General features: G+C 35.4%; 18 protein-coding genes. All 18 read left to right on the top strand.

Annotation, left to right across the window (positions count from 1 at the left end):
• Positions 1–86: 86 nt before the first annotated feature.
• The 18 genes from OO007_RS01740 to OO007_RS01825 all read left to right on the top strand — a co-directional run bounded on the left by OO007_RS01740 (position 87) and on the right by OO007_RS01825 (position 21258).
• On the top strand, positions 87–1271 hold the full coding sequence (locus tag OO007_RS01740) for a nucleotide sugar dehydrogenase (RefSeq protein ID WP_325807501.1): 1185 nt from the start codon (positions 87–89) through the stop codon (positions 1269–1271).
• Positions 1272–1310: 39 nt separating this feature from the next.
• Positions 1311–2621, top strand: coding sequence for a nucleotide sugar dehydrogenase (locus OO007_RS01745; protein WP_325807502.1), 1311 nt, complete (start codon positions 1311–1313; stop codon positions 2619–2621).
• 3 nt (positions 2622–2624) lie between these two features.
• Positions 2625–3674 carry a Gfo/Idh/MocA family protein gene (locus OO007_RS01750; protein ID WP_325807503.1) on the top strand — a complete coding sequence of 350 codons (1050 nt, stop codon included), beginning with the start codon at positions 2625–2627 and terminating at the stop codon, positions 3672–3674.
• A gap of 3 nt (positions 3675–3677) precedes the next feature.
• On the top strand, positions 3678–4262 hold the full coding sequence (locus tag OO007_RS01755) for an acyltransferase (protein ID WP_325807504.1): 585 nt from the start codon (positions 3678–3680) through the stop codon (positions 4260–4262).
• Position 4263: 1 nt separating this feature from the next.
• Positions 4264–5358: a DegT/DnrJ/EryC1/StrS family aminotransferase gene (locus OO007_RS01760; protein WP_325807505.1), complete on the top strand. Its 1095-nt coding sequence runs from the start codon at positions 4264–4266 to the stop codon at positions 5356–5358.
• Positions 5359–5590: 232 nt separating this feature from the next.
• The gene (locus tag OO007_RS01765; protein ID WP_325807506.1) at positions 5591–6829 is read left to right on the top strand and encodes a lipopolysaccharide biosynthesis protein; all 1239 of its coding nucleotides are present in this window, start codon (positions 5591–5593) and stop codon (positions 6827–6829) included.
• Positions 6822–7346, top strand: a complete 525-nt coding sequence (locus OO007_RS01770; RefSeq protein ID WP_325807507.1) for an acyltransferase — start codon at positions 6822–6824, stop codon at positions 7344–7346. The genes OO007_RS01765 and OO007_RS01770 overlap by 8 nt, the downstream gene beginning before the upstream one ends.
• A 3-nt stretch (positions 7347–7349) precedes the next feature.
• A complete protein-coding gene (locus tag OO007_RS01775) occupies positions 7350–8555 on the top strand; it encodes a glycosyltransferase family 4 protein (RefSeq protein ID WP_325807508.1) in 1206 nt (401 codons plus the stop codon).
• A 47-nt stretch (positions 8556–8602) separates the two neighbouring features.
• Positions 8603–9850 carry an O-antigen ligase family protein gene (locus OO007_RS01780; RefSeq protein WP_325807509.1) on the top strand — a complete coding sequence of 416 codons (1248 nt, stop codon included), beginning with the start codon at positions 8603–8605 and terminating at the stop codon, positions 9848–9850.
• Entirely contained in the window at positions 9847–10929 is a 1083-nt protein-coding gene (locus tag OO007_RS01785; RefSeq protein WP_325807510.1) for a glycosyltransferase, read from the top strand. Before OO007_RS01780 ends, OO007_RS01785 begins: the two co-directional genes overlap by 4 nt.
• A 3-nt stretch (positions 10930–10932) precedes the next feature.
• Entirely contained in the window at positions 10933–12015 is a 1083-nt protein-coding gene (gene wecB, locus OO007_RS01790; protein WP_325807511.1) for a non-hydrolyzing UDP-N-acetylglucosamine 2-epimerase, read from the top strand.
• Between the two features lie 250 nt (positions 12016–12265).
• A complete protein-coding gene (locus OO007_RS01795) occupies positions 12266–12901 on the top strand; it encodes a PIG-L deacetylase family protein (RefSeq protein ID WP_325807512.1) in 636 nt (211 codons plus the stop codon).
• Positions 12902–13128: 227 nt separating this feature from the next.
• Complete coding sequence (locus OO007_RS01800; RefSeq protein ID WP_325807513.1) at positions 13129–14049, top strand: UDP-3-O-(3-hydroxymyristoyl)glucosamine N-acyltransferase; 921 nt, start codon at positions 13129–13131, stop codon at positions 14047–14049.
• Positions 14050–14173: 124 nt separating this feature from the next.
• Positions 14174–15397 (top strand): glycosyltransferase family 4 protein, encoded by a 1224-nt coding sequence (locus OO007_RS01805; protein ID WP_325807514.1) that lies wholly within the window; start codon positions 14174–14176, stop codon positions 15395–15397.
• A gap of 352 nt (positions 15398–15749) precedes the next feature.
• Positions 15750–16367 (top strand): GNAT family N-acetyltransferase, encoded by a 618-nt coding sequence (locus tag OO007_RS01810; protein ID WP_325807515.1) that lies wholly within the window; start codon positions 15750–15752, stop codon positions 16365–16367.
• Between the two features lie 41 nt (positions 16368–16408).
• A complete protein-coding gene (locus OO007_RS01815; protein ID WP_325807516.1) occupies positions 16409–17518 on the top strand; it encodes a DegT/DnrJ/EryC1/StrS family aminotransferase in 1110 nt (369 codons plus the stop codon).
• A gap of 167 nt (positions 17519–17685) precedes the next feature.
• A complete protein-coding gene (locus OO007_RS01820) occupies positions 17686–19707 on the top strand; it encodes a polysaccharide biosynthesis protein (protein ID WP_325807517.1) in 2022 nt (673 codons plus the stop codon).
• A gap of 189 nt (positions 19708–19896) precedes the next feature.
• Complete coding sequence (locus OO007_RS01825; protein ID WP_325807518.1) at positions 19897–21258, top strand: polysaccharide biosynthesis/export family protein; 1362 nt, start codon at positions 19897–19899, stop codon at positions 21256–21258.
• Positions 21259–21282: the final 24 nt, after the last annotated feature.

The raw sequence follows: 21282 nt of genomic DNA on the forward strand, positions 1-21282 counted from the left end.
TCATGTGCCGTTAAAATAAAACTACAACCCATTCATGATTAAGTTTAGAATGCGCCGCACAAAAGGAATTACCGAAAAGACTTATCATGAACAAAAAGCGTTTCAAAATTGCTATTGCGGGAACAGGCTATGTAGGACTCTCTAACGGAGTTTTACTGGCACAACACAATGATGTAATTGCGCTCGATATTGACGCTGCAAAAGTCGATCAAATCAACAATGGCATATCACCGATATCAGACGTAGAAATCGAAGATTTCTTAAAAAACAAAACGCTCAGCCTAAATGCTACGCTTGATAAACACGAAGCCTATCAAAACGCTGATTACGTGATCATCGCGACGCCAACCGATTACGACACAGAAACCAACTACTTCGATACCTCGACAGTAGAAACTGTCATCAAAGACGTCAAAGCGATAAACCCAGAAGCCATTATGGTTATAAAGTCCACTGTACCTGTGGGCTATACAAAAAGAATAAAAGAAGAGCTAGGCACAGACAATATTCTATTCTCGCCAGAATTCTTAAGAGAAGGCCAGGCACTTTACGACAATCTATACCCATCTCGTATCATAGTTGGCGAACAATCAGACCGCGCCCAGCAATTTGCAGACCTACTTCTCGAAGGCGCTATAAAAAAAGACACCCCCCTACTTTTAAGCGATTCTACAGAAGCTGAAGCAATAAAGTTATTCTCAAATACCTACTTAGCAATGCGAGTTGCATATTTTAATGAACTAGATACCTACGCACAGATACACAGCCTAGACACGAAACAGATTATAGAAGGTGTAGGCTTGGACCCACGGATAGGAAATCACTACAACAACCCATCATTTGGCTATGGCGGATACTGCCTACCCAAAGACACGAAACAACTAAGAGCAAACTACCAGGATGTTCCGAGCAACCTGATTAATGCCATCGTTGAATCTAATAGCACACGCAAAGACTTTATAGCCGAGCTAGTACTACAAAGAAAGCCAAAAGTAGTAGGCATTTACAGATTAATCATGAAAAGTGGATCTGATAATTTTAGAGCTTCTTCTATTCAAGGGATCATGAAGCGCTTGAAGGCTCAAGGGGTTGAAGTGATAATCTTCGAGCCAGAGCTGCATGAAAATGAATTTTCAGGCTCGGCCGTTATAAAAGATTTGAACTCCTTCAAGGAAAAAGCTGACGTAATCGTTGCAAACCGCTTATCTGACGACATTCAAGACACTGCCGAAAAAGTAGTCACACGTGATCTCTTTGGCAATGACTCTTAACTAGTTATCTAACCAATTACATATTACTAACAGAATTTTATGAAAACAAAAACAGACTTAATTTCTAAATTAAACAACAAAACTGCAACTATCGGCATACTCGGTTTAGGTTATGTTGGCCTCCCATTGTTGATTCGATATGCCGAAGTTGGTTTTAAAGTTATCGGCATAGATATTGACCAAGATAAAGTTAGCGCATTAAACGAAGGAAAAAGCTACATAGAACATATCCCGTCATCAGAAATTCAATCAAGTTTGAAAAAGGGGTTCGAAGCAACCACTGACTTCTCTCGTGCGACTGAAGCAGACACTCTCATTTTATGTGTCCCAACCCCTCTTAATAAATATAGAGAGCCTGACTTAAGCTATGTAACAGATACTGCTGATGCCGTTATTCCTTATCTTAGAAAAGGACATGTTCTTTCGCTTGAAAGTACGACTTACCCAGGCACAACAGAAGAAGAGCTGCTACCAAGAATGGAATCAACTGGATTAAAGGTTGGTAAAGATATTTTCTTGGTCTATTCGCCAGAAAGAGAAGACCCTGGCAACCCTGATTTTACAACTCACACAATCCCAAAGGTTGTTGGTGGACACACAGACGCATGCATGGAAGTTGGGACAGCCATATATCAACCCGCAATAGATCAAATTGTACCTGTTAGCTCAACTAAAGCAGCTGAAATGACCAAATTACTGGAAAACATTCATCGTTCAGTCAATATAGGATTAGTGAATGAAATGAAGATAGTTGCAGATCGCATGGGTATTGATATTCATGAGGTTATTCGTGCTGCAGCTACCAAACCATTTGGTTTTACAGCTTATTATCCTGGCCCTGGTCTTGGTGGACACTGTATCCCGATTGATCCATTTTATTTGACATGGAAAGCAAGGGAATATGGTCTCAACACTCGCTTTATAGAACTTGCGGGTGAAGTTAACACCAACATGCCACGATGGGTAATTGGCAAATTAATGGATGCACTCAATGATCGAGAAAAATCAATAAAAGGATCCAAAATACTAGTACTTGGCATTGCTTACAAAAAGGATGTTGATGATATGCGCGAATCACCCTCTGTTGAATTAATGGAGTTACTTGAAGCCAAAGGAGCAATCGTTGAGTACACTGATCCACACGTACCTGTTTTCCCCAAAATGCGTGAGCATCATTTTGACCTTGAAAGTGTAAACCTTACTCCTGAAAAAATCACTGAATACGATGTGCTTTTACTTGCGACAAACCACGCTAAATTCGACTATGCTATGCTCAAAAATAATGCACAACTTTTAATCGATACTCGTGGCGTATACCTTGAACCTGCAGACAACATAATAAAGGCATAAATTATGTATCCCGTAATTAAAGACAGAAAAATCAGATGCGCAATTGTTGGTTGTGGGCGCATATCAAAAAACCACTTTGGTTCAATAGAAAAGCACAACGAAAATATTGAACTCATCTCTATTTGCGATACAAATTCAGAGGTTCTCAAAAAACACGAAGATCAGTACACCGTCAAAGGCTACCTTAAGCTAGAAGAAATGCTAGAAAAAGAAGATCTTGATATTGTATCAATTTGTACACCCAGTGGAATACACCCTGATCAAGTAGTAATGGCCGCTAAGTATGGCGTTCATGTAATGACAGAAAAACCAATGGCAACCCGATGGCACGATGGCGTAAGAATGGTTAAAGCGTGCGATGATGCAGGTGTACGTTTATTTGTTGTTAAACAAAATCGCAGAAACACAACACTGCAGCTTCTGAAACAAGCTGTTCAAGAAAAACGTTTCGGCAAAATCAACATGGTTCATCTCAACGTATTCTGGACGCGCCCACAAGATTATTACGATCAGGCGGAATGGCGCGGAACATGGGAATTTGATGGTGGAGCATTTATGAATCAAGCAAGTCACTATGTTGACTTGCTTGATTGGCTGATTGGCCCAGTTGATAAAATACAAGCAATGATGAGCACCACACGGGATATTGAAGTAGAAGATACGGGGGTACTTAATATTCGTTGGCGCAACGGTGCCCTAGGATCAATGGCGGTGACAATGCTAACCTATCCAAACAATATGGAAGGCTCCATAACTATACTGGGCGATAAAGGTACAGTCCGTATTGGCGGAATGGCTGTTAATGATATTCAAAAATGGGAATTCGACGAACCAAAAGAATATGATAACCAGGTAAAGGAAGCCAACTATCAAACAACCTCAGTCTATGGGTTTGGTCACCCTCTCTATTTCAAAAACGTAATTGATGTTTTGCGTGGGGACGCAGAACCAGAAACGGATGGAAGGGAAGGCTTAAAGTCACTCGAACTATTAATTGCAGCCTACCTTTCTGCACGTGATGACAAAACAGTATCACTTCCTTTAGAATTTTAATCTATGCCAACAAATATTCAAATTCATGAAACTGCCATTGTAGATAGTGGTGCCAAAATCGGAGATGGATCAAGAATTTGGCACTGGGCACACATTTGCTCTGGCGCCAAAATAGGTAATGACGTTTCACTTGGCCAAAATGTTTTTATAGGAAACAAAGTAGCCATTGGAGACAAATGCAAAATTCAAAACAACGTTTCTGTTTATGACAATGTCACTTTAGAGGAAGGCGTTTTTTGCGGACCGAGCATGGTATTTACTAATGTATTCAACCCCAGATCTCTGGTTGAGCGAAAAAATGAATACAAAGATACTCTTGTAAAAAAAGGAGCAACGTTAGGAGCTAACTGCACCATTGTCTGCGGAGTAACAATTGGTAAATTTGCATTTATTGGCGCAGGTGCAGTTATCAATAAAGATGTAAAACCTTATGCTTTAATGGTTGGAGTTCCCGCAAAACAAATTGGCTGGATGAGCGAATATGGAGAGACTCTAAATTTACCACTTGAAGGCAATGCAATAACGACATGCAAGAACACTAATCAAATATACGAACTTAAAAACGGCCAAATAAAAGTAAACAATTAATATGAAAATCGATTTCGCAAACCTTCAATACCAATATCAACTCTATAAAAAAGATATTGATGCCAGCATACAAGCCGTCTTAAATAAGTCTAACTACATCATGGGTGAAGAGATCCATCAGTTAGAAAAACAACTACAAGAGTTTACTGGCGCAAAACATGCAATCACCTGCTCAAATGGAACCGATGCATTGCTATTAGCTATGATGGCCATGGATATAGAAGCTGACGATGAGATAATCACCACACCTTTTACTTTTATTGCTACTGCTGAAACTATTGCTTTCATAAAAGCTAAGCCAGTCTTCGTAGATATCGAAGAAGACACTTACAACATAGATGCCAGCAAAATAGAGGCTGCTATTACACAGAAAACTAAAGCGATAATGGCTGTGAGTCTCTATGGTCAACCCGCTGATTTGGACTCCATTCAAGCAATAGCTAATAAGTATAATTTAAAAGTTATCATTGATGGGGCTCAAAGCTTTGGCTCAACTTACAAGGGAAAAACTGATAGTAATCTAGGTGATATATCAACTACTAGTTTTTTTCCGGCAAAGCCTTTGGGGTGCTATGGGGACGGTGGGGCAGTTTTCACAAACAATGATAACTATGCAGAAAAAATGAAAATGATGCGAGTTCATGGGCAAAATGAACGATATCACCATAAATATATCGGTATGGGCGGGAGAATGGATACAATACAAGCCGCAATATTACTTGCTAAGTTACCGCACTATCACAAAGAACTTGAAATGCGTCAAAACGTAGCATCTTCTTACTCTAATAAATTAAGCAACTCTATAATTAAGCCAATAACTAAAGCGGAGCGTTCTAGTGCATGGGCTCAATACACTATTCGCGTTTCAAACAGAGACAGTTTACAACAAAACTTAAAAGAGGCCGGCATACCAACCGCTGTGCATTATCCTGTACCACTTCATCTACAGGAATGTTTTCATTATTTAGGTTACACTAAAGGCCATTTTCCTGTTGCGGAGTTAGCAAGCAAAGAAGTGATGAGTATTCCCATGAACCCATTTTTAAGTGATAGCGAGATTTCTCATATTTGCGAGAACATAAAACCTTTAATTTAATAATAAAACCTTCACATACAATATTCAACCACGCCATAATACTTAAAGATAACTTGTTTTTAAAACAGCAGCCATAACACATCCCCCAAATAAATTAATACAAAGAATATTAAATTACATATGGTGTTTCTAGTTATTATTTCCTTTCACTTAACGAACTGTTACTTAGCAAGAAATAAATAAGATTAATGATGATAATTAGGGTATTAGACAGGGCACAAGGATGATTAGAATGCTAAGACCTAAATCCGAATATAGTAAAAATATATTAACCTTAATGACTGGAACAACGATAGCTCAAGCCATACCAATAGCATTGAGTCCTATTTTTACTCGTATTTACTCGCCAGAAGATTTTGGGCTTTTAGCTTTTTATATAGCAATCTCATCTATAATATCGACAGTAGTCTCAGGGCGATATGAACTATCAATCATACTTCCTCAAAAAAATGAAGATGCATTTCAAATAACTTGCTTATGCCTAGCAATTACAATTGCTAGCACAATATTCGTATCAATCAGCTTAATCGTTTTCAAGCCCCAGATAGTCATTTTATTAAATAACCAAGAAATAAATAAATGGTTATACCTTATCCCTTTAAGTATCTTATTAATCGGCATCCATAGAACTCTGAGTTTTTGGTACAACAGAGTCAAAATGTATAAATTAATTGCAAAAAATCGAATACTGTTAAGTGCAGGCACAGGCTTCAGTCAACTTGGATTAGGTAGCCTATCCCACCAAGGTGGGTTAATTTGGGGAACACTTTTTGGGCAACTATTACCATTAATTCAGCTGGGTTACAATTTTATATCTAATGACTTAAAATTATATTCGTTAAACTATTTAAAGATAATAGCACTTTCCAAAAGGTACTCTAAATTTCCCAAATTTGATGTACCAACTGCACTTGCTAATATAACAGCGTCACAAGCACCAAACATATTACTCGCAGCATTGTTCTCACCATCAGCCGCAGGTTTTTTTTATCTAACTCAAAGAGTTTTACAAGCCCCAATCACCCTCATATCAAGTTCTGTTCTAGATGTTTTTAAACAACGTGCAAGCGAAGATTACAAAAAACATGGAAACGCAAAAGACATTTTCAAAAAAACTTTTCTAGCTTTATTTTTTATGGCTTTACCAACAAGTATAATCTTGTTTTTTTGGGTTGAGGATATATTCGTATTAATTTTCGGCGAAGACTGGAGTGAAGCTGGAGAGTATGCAAGAATTCTTATCCCAGCGCTGTTTTTAAGATTTATAACAAATCCACTAAGCTTTATGATTTACATTGCCGAAAAACAAGGAATCAACCTAGTTGGAATGCTTTTACTACTTACAGGCATGTTAGTGATTTTCTTTATAGTAAATGATGCACATACTGCGATTACTGCGATATCTGTTTTATATTGCATAGTTTATGGCATGTATCTTACCTTATCCGCGAAGATAGCTTTTAATGCTTAAAAAATACATTAAAAAAACAAGATTCCATTTGCATTTTGCGCTAATAAAAAAAACAGGAATAGGCACAACTTTTTTAAATTTTACTATTCAGAGAATTTTTAAAAATAATAGCAACTTCAAAGAAGCTCTGCATTTTACATCCACAGTTATAGGACGAAAACTAGATTACAATAAAGACTTAAACACTCTTGTTAGCTTTTCTGCTAGCCACTCCTTATATTTACAATCTCTTAATGGTATAAAATTGGGAGAGAATATATTGATTGCTCCTGGGGTAAAAATCATAAGCAGCAATCACAACTTTGAAGAAAATAGGGGCACAGTACCAGCCCCGCCTATAGAAATTGGAAATAATGTTTGGCTTGGAGCTAATTCAATTATACTACCTGGCGTCAAAATCGCAAACAACTGTGTCATAGGTGCAGGCAGCGTTGTTACTAAATCCATTAAAATACCTGGCTCAGTAGTTGCTGGAAATCCCGCAAAAATCCTTAAATACATCCAAACAGACGATTAAACCATGAAAAGAATATTGTTTTTATCTGGCTTAGATTTCAAAGAAAAATCCATCCAAGTAATTAGAAAAACACCAGAAGCGTATGCAGAGGCTGATTGGGAAGTAGATTATATAGTGGCTAGAGATAACTTAGAGAATGGTAATTATTTTTATGAAGATGAAATCAACATTAAGGGAGTTAATATTCTAAGAATATATTGGCCATTCCCCAAATTACGAACAAAACTACCAAAACATACAAAATTACTTATTGGCAAACTTAGTAGTTTTATTACTATAGTTAAACTTGCATATGCAGCCCAAAAATTACTTAGGAAAAATGAATATGATGTAGTATACGGCTATGAGCTTCATGGCGTCTTGGCGATGCATATTCTGAAAATATTTTTTTCAAAAAATATAAAAACTGTTTCCAGATTCCAAGGAACTTTTTTACATGAAATGTTTTCAAAAAAACAATATTTAAGGCTATTATTTAATCTCGACTTAATCCTAGCAATTCGGCTTAACTCTGACCTCTTAATAATGACAAATGATGGCACTCAAGGAGATAAAGCAGTTCGAAAAATTAAAGGGGCCAAACCATTCAATATGTCTTTTTGGGCAAATGGTGTAGATTTATTTCAGCACATAAATAATCCAATTTGTATTAAAGATAATAAAAAAGTTTTTTTATCTGTCTCTAGATTAGTCGACTGGAAAAAAGTAGAGCGTTGCTTATATCTATTAGATGCACTTAAAAAACTAGGATTTGATAACTTTAAATACTATGTAGTTGGAGACGGAAACCAAAAACATAAATTACAATTGTTAGCTCTAGAGCTCGACCTGGAAGATAACATTGAGTTTATTGGGGCCGTTAATCAAAATCAGGTATTAGCATATATGGCAGGCACAGATTTTTTCTTGTCTATGTATGATTCATCTAATGTTGGGAACCCACTTTTAGAAGCAATTCGTACAAACACAATCATTATAACCCTAGCGAACGGTGATACACCTAGCTGGATTCAACACAAATATAATGGATATATTTACGATCCAGACCATATAGACTTTGATTTCATTGCAAAAGATTTATTAAAATTAATAAACGATAAACCTCTACAATTGCAATTGTTACGAAATCTGAAAGACACTGAAAACAAAAAATTATGGACGTGGTCCGAACGCATGACAAATGAAATCAATCATGTTACTTCCCTGTGAAAATTAGTTTATCAAAAATATTTCTTTTTTTAATAGCCACTACCGTAATGGGTTCTGGTGTTGGTTATTCTAAACTCTATCTTTTTCATATTGTATTAGTTATTTTTTTCTTTAGTTTCTTATATGTTTATGCGAAAAACGGAAAACAAGAAACACTTTTTTCTCCAAGAAATAAATATATATACTTTTTATACTTTTTTTTCTCTTGGTATACCTTAAGCATAATATGGAGTCTTAACCCTTTATATACCCTCCAATATCTATTTTACTTAACTATCGGCATATCCATAGTATTCTTGATTAACTCTTACGCAAATACTATATATAAATATTCTCAGATATTTGTAATTTTAAAACTCTTCTTTTTAATCGCAATTCTCATAGGTATATTAGAAGCTTTTACTCCATTCAGGCTCCCAACCTCACCATTTTCGGAATATGCTAGCCTATTTGGACGAAAGGGAACCGACTTTGTAGATTTCAACATAGACATTATTGCCACTATTAGATCTGCCCCAACTGTTTTTTGGGGAAACCCTAATAACTTAGCAGTCTCAATGATCATTACACTACCTTTCTTTCTACTACAAGACAAGTTTTCGATAAAACTAATAGGACTATCTTCAATATTCTTGATTGTTTCTATGGCAGGCTCAAGAGGATCGCTAATTTCTTTTGCATTTTTATTATTTTTATATCTTTTTATGAAAGGCATTAGATATTGGCTACCTATTATAGTTATATTTTTAACTAGCCTTATGTTTATTCCAAATTATATAGAAGGGTTGAAAGATTCTGACAATGCACGCATTGCGGAAATGGCGGGCACTGGAGATGCATTATTCAAATACCTTTCCAAGCAAGAAAACTCACTGAACAGTATTAGCGCACGTCAACAACTTATTAAAAATGGCTTAGATGCCTTATGGGATAGCAAAGGACTTGGTGTAGGCGGCGGAGCATCCATAGCGGTACAAGAACAAAAAGGAGAGGTGGGCGGACGCCTGAAGTCTATGCATAATTTTTGGATAGAGATTCTAGTAGATGCTGGTATTGTCGTTTTTATTTTATTTATGACTTGGTATTTGTCTATATCAATTAAACTATATCTGATTCACAAACGTTCAAAAGACATTTTTTTTCGTTACAATTCAGGTGCTCTCTTTTTATCTATGATGTCATTCTTAATAAGTGCAATTTCAGCTAGCAGTGTAATTTACTTATTACCGATGTGGTTAATGTTTGGTATGAGTATTGCCCTCATTTCACTACATCGAAAGGAAAACATTAAATGAAAGTAGTTTTACTGGCGGGTGCTAACTCGATACATTCAATTAATTGGGCTAATAGCTTATCATCAAAAAAAATAGAAGTTCACTTGATTTCAATTCATAAACTTAATGGCAAACTAAATGATGCAGTTTATTTACATACACTGAGCAAAATTGCCCCTTGGGGATATATAAGCGCTTATTCTGAAGTAAAAGAATTACTCAAAACCATAAAACCGGATATTGTAAATGCCCACTATGCTACTGGTTACGGTTTATTAGCACGCCTTGTTAATTATAAGCCCACCATATTATCGGTATGGGGGTCTGATGTTTACAGCTTTCCCAAAAAGTCAGTTCTGCATAAGCTTTTTTTGAAAGGAAACCTAAAAAGTGCAACAGCTATTGCATCAACCAGCCATTGCATGGCAAAAACAACTTTGGAAACTTACCCACACGAGCATATTTTTATAACACCTTTTGGCATAAATGAAGAAAAGTTCAAACCTTATCCCATTAAACCATCACGTAAAAATAGTTTCGTCATTGGAACAGTAAAAGCTCTAGAGGATACATATGGGATAGATACATTGCTTAGAGCATTTTCAGAAGTTGTAAAATGCTATTCAGGTCACTTAACGTTAATTTTAGAAATAACAGGAGAGGGATCAGATAGAGAGAAGCTTTCTATTTTATCAAAAACTCTAGAAATTCATGATAAGGTAATTTTTAAAGGATTTATAGAGCATTCAAAGGTACCAGCAACCATAAACAGATTAGATATTTATGTCGCTTTAAGTCGCTTCGAAAGCTATGGCGTTGCAATTCTTGAAGCCTCTTCTTGTGAAAAACCAGTTGTAGTTTCTGATGCCGATGGACCATCAGAAGTAACCATTGATGGGGTTACAGGCTTCATTGTACCAAAAGAAAGCCCAAAAGCTGCTGCAAATGCTATTTTGAAACTCATCTACAACCCCTCTTTAAGAAAAGATATGGGTAAAGCTGGTAGACAACATATTCTGTCAAACTACACATTAGAAAAATCCACAAATATGATGATCGATGCCTACCAAAAAACCATTATTCTAAACAACGAGTGTTAACTTATGAAAATTGTCACAATTCTAGGGGCACGCCCACAATTCATTAAAGCCGGTACTGTGAGTCGAGAAATTCAAAAACAAATATCTAATGGCAAAAACATCCAAGAAATAATTATTCATACTGGGCAACACTATGATGTAAATATGAGTGATATTTTCTTTGATGAAATGCACATCCCCAAGCCAAAATACTTTTTAGGTATAGGAGGAAAAAGTCATGGAGCAATGACTGGGCAAATGATAGAAAATATTGAAGAAATTTTAATAAAAGAAAAACCAAGCTGGGTATTAGTATATGGAGATACTAACTCAACACTTGCTGGTGCTATAGCAGCGTCAAAATTACAAATTAATATAGCGCATGTCGAAGCAGGTCTTCGTAGCTTTAACAATCAGATGCCAGAAGAAATTAATAGAATCTTAACTGATAGATTAAGTAGAGCCCTATTTTGCCCTACAAAAAGTGCAGTAGTAAATTTACAAAATGAAGGCATAATAAACTGGGGAGGCAATTCGCAAGTATTTCATAGTGGCGACGTAATGCAAGATGGCGCTTTATATTATAGCGAAATCTCAAAAAAACCAAAAATCAATAATATATCGAATAACTTTATACTTTGCACAATCCACAGAGCTGAAAACACTGACAATCTTAAGCACTTAAATGAGATTTTTTCTGCTCTTAACGAAATAGCCGACAAACAACAGATAATTTTACCAATGCACCCCCGGACAAAAAAAATAATAGAATCAATTAATATCGACACATCCCGACTTACCATTATAGAACCTGTCAGCTACTTAAATATGATTTGGTTGCTTAAACATTGCTCAATTGTGATGACTGATAGTGGTGGATTACAGAAAGAAGCATTTTTCTTTGAGAAGCACTGCATAACTCTAAGGAATGAAACAGAGTGGGTTGAGTTAGTTGAGAAAAATCTGAATAAACTTGTTGGCACTAATAAGCGAAAGATCCTTGCGACATATGAGAAAATGGATTTTTCTTCTGATTTTTCATTAAACTTATACGGAAAAGGTTTAGCAAGTAAAAAAATTGTTGATGCATTAATTGAAATACATTGATTTCAAAAGCCCAATCTAAAAGAATTCATCAAAGTATCAATATCTGATCTAATTCATACACCAAAATTACAAAACTCTTCTTTATCTATAAAAAAATAATAGAATCCATAAATACTATTATATTTGTTGTTAGAACACTATTTAAAATGAGACGCTTCATCAAAGTTCGTGAAAAACCACTGATACACCCTTAACATTAAACTAATCCTTTTATGAAATTTCACTTAACCAATCAAAGTTCAGATAATTTATGTTAAATAATTTTAAAAATGTTTATGTGCTAGCTCCTCACACAGATGATGGTGAATTGGGAGCAGGCGCAACAATCGCTAAGCTTATTGATTCCGGCGCTAATGTTTATTATTTTGCTTTTTCTACTGCAGAAACATCAATACCTAAAGGTTTCCCCAAAGATGTTTTAAAAACAGAAGTCATTAAAGCCACAGGTAAATTAGGTATAAAAAAAGAAAACGTAATTATTTATAATTACGAAGTTCGTAAGTTAAATTATGCAAGGCAGGAAATATTAGAGGACTTGATAGAAAAAAGGAAAGACTTAAGTCCAGATTTAGTATTAATGCCATCCTTAAATGATATTCACCAAGATCATAGTACGATTGCAAATGAAGGTTTAAGAGCATTTAAAAACACAACAATATTAGGTTACGAACTTATTTGGAATAACCTTACGTTTGATACAACTTCGTTCGTAAAATTAGAAAAAAAATACATACAAATGAAAAGTGATGCTTTAAAAGAATATACTTCACAAGGCTCTAGAGATTATATGAGTGAAGAATTTATTTTTGCACTTGCAAAAACCAGAGGAGTCCAAATAGGTGCCGAATATGCTGAAAGTTTCGAAGTCATTAGATGGGTGATATAAATGAAACTAGAAGATACAAGAGGATATGAGTGAAAGTTATCCTCAAAAAACTACAGACGTAGGTATTAAAACTTATACTAGAATGTCAGGTAATCGTTATCCTCTAAACATTAGTGACGAATATATTGCTATTCTAGACTGCAAATAACTTAAAAACCTTGACATAACAACATAAGCAATCAAAAGTGTTACGTAATTATATTAACTTAAAGCTAGGAGTGGAAAAAATGAGCAATAAAACCGACGTTAACATTTTAGCTTCTTTCTTAAAAACAAAATTTATAGGGCTTAATTATCCTGTTAAATATGCAACTTCTGTTAGTAATCTTAAGAACAATTGCATATCATTTACAAGCACTAGATTTTTAAAGAACACACATGCTAAAGAATTTTTAATTTTAGCCCCCCTAGACTTTACTCTTTTAGAGGACTCCAACTACTCTGTAATAAAAGTTGCTAACCCAAGACTTGCTTTTGCGAAAATATTAACCGAATTTTTTACTGAAAAGCCTATGCGTAGGGTCCACCCATCAACAATTATAGGTATAAATACCTTTATCCATGAGACAGTTACAATTGGTTGCAATTGTCACATCGGTGATAATGTAAAAATTGGGAAAGATACTGTTATAAATCACAATGTAGTCATTAATGATAACACCCAGATAGGCAAAAATTGTTATATAAAATCGGGAACAACCATTGGAGAAGATGGTTTTGGTTTTGCATTTGAAGAAAATGGAACCCCCATTAGAATACCTCATCTAGGAAAAGTGATTATTGGAAACGATGTCGAAATTGGTGCAAAAAACACTATTGCAAGAGGCACATTGGATGATACTGTGATTGACGATCGTGTTAAAACAGACGATCAGGTACACATAGCACATAACTGCTGGATAGGGGAGAATACGATTATTACCGCATGTTCGGAAATAAGTGGCTCAGTAACAATAGGAAAGAATTGCTGGATTGGGCCTAATACAACTTTTATGCAGAAAATAAATATAGGAGACAATTCTACTATTGGAATAGGTGCACTTGTCTTGAAAAATGTAAAATCTGATAAGAAAGTTATGGGACTGGAAGCTATAGAACTTAAAAAACTAATTAAATTCAAGAAAAGAATTCAATATGATAATTACTAGAGAATTTAGCTTTCACCATAAAAATAACCTAACAATCACTATAAAACTCTTGTGCGACCATTATTATTAAATAACAAATGCTTCTCTAAAATCAACTTACTATTTATCAATACAACTCACTCATATGAAAGAAAGCAACAAAGTTGTCTGGCTACTAAATCACTATGCTCAAGAACCAGGAAGTTCTGGAGGCACAAGACATTACGGCCTAGCAAAACATATGGAAACGATGGGCTGGGATATGAAAATAATAGCCGCTAGTGTAGATCACTTCACTGGTGATCAAAGAATTACTAATCGAGAATCCCATGCAACCAATATCATTGATGGTGTGTCTTTTACATGGTTGAAAACGCCAAAATATGAGGGTAGTGGTGTATTTAGAATATTAAATATTTTATGTTATTCATTCAGAGCATATTTTGGCAGATGGAAAAAAAATATTTCACCTCCTGATGTAATTATAGGCTCTAGTGTTCATCCATTTGCTGCTATCGCCGCTGCATTCTTAGCAAAAAAACACTCAGTTCCTTTCATCTTTGAAGTACGTGACCTCTGGCCTGAAACACTAATCGCAATGGGGCGCTGGTCGGAACACAGCATAAAAACTAAGATCTTTCGTATAATCGAAAAATGGCTTTATATGAATGCCGATAAAATAATAACGCTTTTACCTTATGCTAATGAATATATAGAATCGTTAGGTGTTCCTAGAAATAAGATCAGCTGGATATCAAACGGTGCTGAAATTTCTTCTCCCCCTTCTTCACTTAATCAAAAGGATACATTTACATTAATGTATTTTGGTTCTCATGGACCCGCAAACAGCCTTGATACCATTCTAGAAGCGATGAGTATTTTACAGGTAGACAAATCAATGAGTCATGTAAGTCTTCGCCTGATAGGGGATGGGGCTTCAAAAGCATCATTAATTCAAACCTCAATACACTTAAATTTAACAAATGTGTTTTTTGAAAAATCAGTAACAAAAGAAGAAATACCAAAACTTGCAGAAGAAGCTGATGCCTTTGTAATTCCTATAGGAAATAGACCTGAATTATATCGATATGGCATCAGCCCAAATAAAATATTTGATTATCTATCCGCTGCGAGGCCAATAGTGATAGCTTCGAATGCGGCAAACAATCCTATAGAAGACGCTAATGCTGGATTAACTACAGAACCTGATAATCCTGAAAAACTTGCTCAATCTATAAAAAAACTAGTGAACACACCTTTTGAAATTCGTGTACAAATGGGTTCCAATGGCAGAAAACATGTTGAAGATAACTACTCGTATGAAAAATTGGCTCAGAAAATGGTTAGTACACTTGACTCCATTAATTGAATGTTTATGCAGTAATTATGCAAAAATCCAATATAAAAGAACCTATCAGCAGAGATAAACTCAAAGCTGTAGCTCTTATTAATTATAAGTATTCTAATCTCGGTTTTCTTTCTAAGTTTGGCCAATAATGGAAATTAATTTGTTTAGTCTATGGAGTGAAAATTTTAGAACAAGTAATGTGCTACTTTTATCCAGTTCTGTGGTAAACATAGATTGATGAGACTATCGTGGAAAATTACAACAAGAAATATATTAGTAAATATTGGATTTTAAGAAAAGACTGATTTTGTAAAAATCTCAAAACAAGCTAGTTAAAAGGAATAAATATACACATTGAGGGAGCCATTAAAAATTGATCATTTACAGTAAGGATTGCCAGCAATTTGAAGATGATGAATTAAGAGCCATTGCTAATTTACATTATCAGTGTATAAATCTAGGTTTTTTATCTAAGCTAGGTGTTAACTTCCTTTTTTATTTGTATAAATCTATGAGCTTAAGTGATGATGTCGTGGTGGTGATAGCCAAAGATCAAGATAAAATTATTGGCTTTATAACGGGAACTCAAGGAAGATTTTCTGGTGTGTACAAGCACTTAATAAAAAAACATCTAGTTCCTGTTAGCTTAATATTAATTCCACGTCTATTGAGATTTTCAAATTTTAAAAAAATTATTGAAATTCTTTTTTATACAAAAGGAAAAAATGATTTGTCTGACTTACCAAAGGCAGAACTACTAAGTTTGGCTGTTGCCAAAGAGCATCGTGGGTCAGGTGTATCTCAACAATTATTTATTATGCTAGCCGAGCACTTTAAAGAAATAAAAATTCAAAAATTTAAAATAGTTGTGGGAGAAGAATTAATTGGTGCACAGAAGTTTTACGAAAAAATGGGAGCTGCAAGAGAACGAGTATTGGAAGTCCACAGTGGTAATTCATCGGTTATATACTCGGTTGATGTAAAATCATGAGGTTTTCAAAATATACTCAGGCAATTAAGTCTTTTCAGAATATGCCTGATGAAAGTATTCATTTCTTTTGGAAAGCACGAGTTGGTCTCTACACTATATTAAAAGCAATGGGCGTAAAAGAAGGTGATGAAGTTATCCTCCCTGCCTTCACTTGTGTCGTGGTGCCCAATGCTATCCTTTATTTGGGTGCAACACCTATCTATGTTGATGTATCTTCCGATACCTATAATTTTGATATTCCACATATAGAAAAAGCAATAACAAATCGTACCAAGGTGATTATTTGCCAAAATACTTATGGACTTTCTTCTGATCTGGAAGAATTGACTAGTCTCGCTAAGAAACATGGCTTATTTACTGTTGAAGATTGCACCCATGGTTTCGGCGGAACCTATAATGGTACTCCCAATGGCTTGTCTTGCGATGCTGCAATATATTCCACCCAATGGAATAAACCCTTTTCTACAGGTATTGGTGGTTTTTTAGTCACTAATAATAAAAAGCTTGCTGATAAAGTGACTGACTTAAGTTCGAAACTCATGCCACCAACCTGGAAAGAACTTTTAAACCTAAAGCTACTCTTCTTTGTAAAAAGGCATTTAATTAATAATTACACCTACTGGCCTCTAGTTAATTTTTACCGCTGGCTTAGCCACAATACAAATATTGTTGGCTCATCAACCTCTGAAGAAATAACTTCTTTAGAAATACCTGAGGATTACTTTAAAGCATTTAGTAACGTGCAGGCTAAGGAAGGTTTAAGAAACATTTCTAAGCTTGAGGATGATATAAAAAAACGTAAAGAAAATGCCCTGCTCTATACTAAATTTCTGAAGGAGAAAAAGAAAAATCATGTTCCGGAAGATTTATTTTCAAACCATTCATTTTTAAAATACCCTCTTTTGGTAAAGAATAGAGATGAATTTATGAAACTTGCCACAACCGCACGAATTGCATTAGGGGAATGGTTTGTATCACCCTTACATCCAGTAGAAGGCGATTTATCTCTATGGAAATTTAATAGCGATGATTTTCCAATGACAAAATATTTATCAAAGCATGTCGTTAACTTACCAACAACACCATCCAATATTGACCAAGTGTTTAGCTTTCTCGAAAAGCATTCTGATTTTATTATCGACTCCCCATAAGATTAGCTTCTTTGTTTTCAATCAATATTTATATGTCAATATGATTGGCTTCTTTAAATCTTGAAATGAACTATTCTCTTTAGTAATTTACTAATCAAGACGATTTATTCACTTTATTTAAGCCATCTTATACAAAAAGGCTTCTCGTTGTTGAAGATAATGTTGTCTTGTTATTAGATAACTTTGCGCGAGATACATTAATAGATATTACGGTATTTACCCATAACATTTTTCCTTTTGCAAAAAAACAAATGTCTCTTATGAAATCAAATCTGAAAAAACATATCTTAAACAGATCCCGATCTGAAAAGCGCCTTTTTCTCATAGCTTTAGATATCTTTCTTATTCCTCTGATTTTATTTCTTAGCTTTTATAGCACTGAAAAACAGACTTTTCTGCAAAATAGTTATAACTGGCTAGTCTTTCCCTTAGCCATATTGGTCGCTATTCCTATTTACATGAAGATGGGACTTTACCGAGCTATTTTAAAATATTTCCGTAGTCATGCTATTGGTTCGATTTTGATAGCTACTTTAATAGCTGCAGTAGTTTGGGTGGGTGCACTTGTACTGCTGAATTTTCCACACATACCTTCTTCAGTCGCACTTCTCTACTGGCTTGGCACCTTTATGACAATTACAGTGACTAGGCTAAGTGCACAACAATGGCTTTATGGTGAAATTTCAAAAAACTCATCGGCAAAAAAAGTATTAATTTATGGCGCTGGTTCTGCTGGCTCTCAACTAGCGATGGTTCTTAAACCTGATCCATCATATTCACTTATTGGGTTTATTGATGATGATAAAAGTCTTGAAGGCTGGAATGTACTGGGCTTGAAGGTTTTCTCCCCATTACAGTTACCCGCTTCTATTGATAAATATTGTGTAGATGAGGTTATATTAGCACTGCCATCAGCAAGTAGAAGCAACCGCCGGTTAATTCTAGAGCAATTAGAAAAATTACCCGTTCACGTCCGTAGTATCCCGGCTTTTGCAGATTTAGTTAGTGGCAAATTACAAACCGCGGATATCAATGATATCGATATTGATGATTTATTAGGCAGAAACATTGTTGAACCTGATAGCTCGTTATTACCTATCAATATCACTAATAAAGTGGTTATGGTTACCGGGGCAGGCGGCTCTATAGGATCAGAACTTTGCCGTCAGATAATTAGCTTAGCGCCAAAAAAATTAATTTTATTAGAGCAAAGTGAGTTTGCTTTATACAAAATAGAACAGGAACTGGATGCGCTTATTAAAAAAAGTGAAAACCATATTGAATTAAATCGTGTACTTGGTTCCGTCACTAATGAAGTATTATTAAAGCGTTTATTTCAAAACAAGACTATTCAAACTATTTATCATGCGGCTGCTTACAAGCATGTACCTCTCGTTGAAGAAAACCCTGTTGCTGGATTAGCAAATAATGTTTTTGGCACACAATTGCTAGCCGAAACTGCTATGAACGCTAATGCCGAATCATTTATTCTTATTTCCACCGACAAAGCTGTTCGACCAACAAATGTTATGGGTTGCTCTAAACGTATTGCAGAGCTAGTACTTCAAGCGCTTGCTGAAATGCCTGAATGCAAAACAGTCTTTACCATGGTTCGATTTGGAAATGTATTAGGCTCATCTGGGTCAGTTGTACCTAAGTTCAGACAACAGATAAAAGAAGGTGGCCCTATAACGGTCACACATAAAGATATCACGCGCTTCTTTATGTCTATTCCAGAAGCGGTACAACTCGTTATTCAAGCGGGCGCCATGGCAAAAGGCGGAGATGTTTTTGTATTGGATATGGGAGAATCTGTCAAAATAGCCGACCTTGCAGAAAAAATGATTAAACTCTCTGGTTTATCTGTTAAAAATGATAAAAACCCGGATGGAGATATAGCCATTCAGTTTAATGGCTTACGTCCTGGCGAAAAGCTTTATGAAGAGCTATTGATCGGTGAAAATGTGAGTGGTACGAAACATCAGCGTATTATGCGTGCAAATGAAGAGTTTATGACTTGGACTACTCTTGAGCAAAAATTAGATAAACTAAAAAAAATAATGCAGGTTGATAATATCTTAGAAATTAAATCACAATTAACTAATATTGTTGATGGATATAAACCATGGCTCGAAAAACCGATCATGAGTAAAAATAAAAATGTTATACCTATTACTAAAAGTTACTAATTTAACACCCCCCTACTTATAAGCACTTTTTTATTTTTAATACGCAAAAACTTTATACAACAGTTTAATCTAAATACATCGATTAAATGAAATGAGGTTTTTAACGCGATCTTTGTAATTACTGATTATTACCTATAAAATCCCCCATGTTTTGCATCTCCTTCTTTTAATATTCTAGTAATCCTATTTATGAAAAAACTTTGCCGAGCACTTTTAACATTTACTGCTGTCATCTCTCTTGTTGGTTGTTCGTTTAGCCCTGGTGTTCCAGGCTTAAGCTCGAAATCTAGCCGATACGAGAAAGCCCAAAAAGAAGGAGTTGATTATAAGCTGGTTGTTATCGACGGAAAAATGATTCAAAGCCAAAAACCTTTTAATTATGCAAACTATATAACCAATAAGAAAAAACGCTACCAAAGTTATGTTTCTGATGCCGAAAAAAACTCAAGCACAATAAGAAAACCTCATCGTACTAACCACCCCAGACCTACCAAAACAACAGGCGCTGTTAGCTTTGCAGGCGTTTCTGCTGATGATGTGAAATCAAATTATCAATACTTTATCGGTGATCGTGATATTTTGAGCATTACTGTATGGGATCATCCTGAACTCACTATTCCCGCTGGCGATGCTCCTGCCACTCACGACGTAGGTAATGATGGCAAGTTTTACTTTCCTTATGCAGGGAAAATTCAAGCAACTGGCCGAACAGTAGAAGATGTCAGAAAAGATCTTGAGAAAAAATTACAAACATTTATCGCTAAGCCACAGGTAAGTGTAAGAGTAGCGAGCTTCCGCAGCCAAAAAGCCTATATTTCCGGGGCTGTCCAGCAGCCAAACATCCTTGCAATTTCTGATACGCCACTAACGGTTAGAGACCTTATATCTAGAAGCGGAGGGGTTATTTCTAGAAAATATACCGGACAAGCTTCTTTGCGGCGTGGTAACAATACAATATCGATCGACTTGAACCGCATGCTTAAATTTAATGACAATCGACAGAATTTCATTTTACGTAATGGCGATAGACTTCATGTGGTTGAAATTGATGAACTGGACGAGTGGAAAAAAGAGCTTGATCAAGCGATAAATAAGGAGTTAATCCTTAATCCTATTCGACTGCAATTCGAATTAGAAAAAGAAAAAGCCATAGCAAGACAAAAGAAGGACCTTGAAAGAGAACTAAAATCAGAACAGGCAAAAGTTTTTGTTATGGGAGAAATAAACAAGCCGGGGACTGTAAAATATCAAATCGAAGATGGCATGACGCTGGCTGAAGCCATTAACGATGCAGGTAGCTTAAATGAGAACACCGTAAACCCTAAAGGTATTTTTGTTATCCGCCAAGAGTCATCGAAAGATTCTATACCAACAGTTTATCAACTTCCTATAGCATCTGTGCATTCCATGTTATTAGCCGAACAGTTTGATATTAGACCAAGAGACATTGTCTATGTTACCGCTACGCCTTCAATAAGATGGAACAGAGTCCTAGGTTTACTATTACCTTCTCTCACTATTTTGAATACCTTTGAAAACCTTACGAACTAAAATTAATTATGTTTAATAATGTAA

It is taken from the genome of Cocleimonas sp. KMM 6892, assembly GCF_035798195.1.
In the GTDB taxonomy this organism is placed as follows: domain Bacteria; phylum Pseudomonadota; class Gammaproteobacteria; order Thiotrichales; family Thiotrichaceae; genus Cocleimonas; species Cocleimonas flava.

Bases quoted from the DNA above. Each gene is read 5' to 3' on its own strand.
- OO007_RS01740 (WP_325807501.1), top strand. From the start codon at position 87: ATGAACAAAAAGCGTTTCAAAATTGCTATTGCGGGAACAGGCTATGTA.
- OO007_RS01745 (WP_325807502.1), top strand. From the start codon at position 1,311: ATGAAAACAAAAACAGACTTAATTTCTAAATTAAACAACAAAACTGCA.
- OO007_RS01750 (WP_325807503.1), top strand. From the start codon at position 2,625: ATGTATCCCGTAATTAAAGACAGAAAAATCAGATGCGCAATTGTTGGT.
- OO007_RS01755 (WP_325807504.1), top strand. From the start codon at position 3,678: ATGCCAACAAATATTCAAATTCATGAAACTGCCATTGTAGATAGTGGT.
- OO007_RS01760 (WP_325807505.1), top strand. From the start codon at position 4,264: ATGAAAATCGATTTCGCAAACCTTCAATACCAATATCAACTCTATAAA.
- OO007_RS01765 (WP_325807506.1), top strand. From the start codon at position 5,591: ATGCTAAGACCTAAATCCGAATATAGTAAAAATATATTAACCTTAATG.
- OO007_RS01770 (WP_325807507.1), top strand. From the start codon at position 6,822: ATGCTTAAAAAATACATTAAAAAAACAAGATTCCATTTGCATTTTGCG.
- OO007_RS01775 (WP_325807508.1), top strand. From the start codon at position 7,350: ATGAAAAGAATATTGTTTTTATCTGGCTTAGATTTCAAAGAAAAATCC.
- OO007_RS01780 (WP_325807509.1), top strand. From the start codon at position 8,603: ATGGGTTCTGGTGTTGGTTATTCTAAACTCTATCTTTTTCATATTGTA.
- OO007_RS01785 (WP_325807510.1), top strand. From the start codon at position 9,847: ATGAAAGTAGTTTTACTGGCGGGTGCTAACTCGATACATTCAATTAAT.
- wecB (WP_325807511.1), top strand. From the start codon at position 10,933: ATGAAAATTGTCACAATTCTAGGGGCACGCCCACAATTCATTAAAGCC.
- OO007_RS01795 (WP_325807512.1), top strand. From the start codon at position 12,266: ATGTTAAATAATTTTAAAAATGTTTATGTGCTAGCTCCTCACACAGAT.
- OO007_RS01800 (WP_325807513.1), top strand. From the start codon at position 13,129: ATGAGCAATAAAACCGACGTTAACATTTTAGCTTCTTTCTTAAAAACA.
- OO007_RS01805 (WP_325807514.1), top strand. From the start codon at position 14,174: ATGAAAGAAAGCAACAAAGTTGTCTGGCTACTAAATCACTATGCTCAA.
- OO007_RS01815 (WP_325807516.1), top strand. From the start codon at position 16,409: ATGCCTGATGAAAGTATTCATTTCTTTTGGAAAGCACGAGTTGGTCTC.
- OO007_RS01825 (WP_325807518.1), top strand. From the start codon at position 19,897: ATGAAAAAACTTTGCCGAGCACTTTTAACATTTACTGCTGTCATCTCT.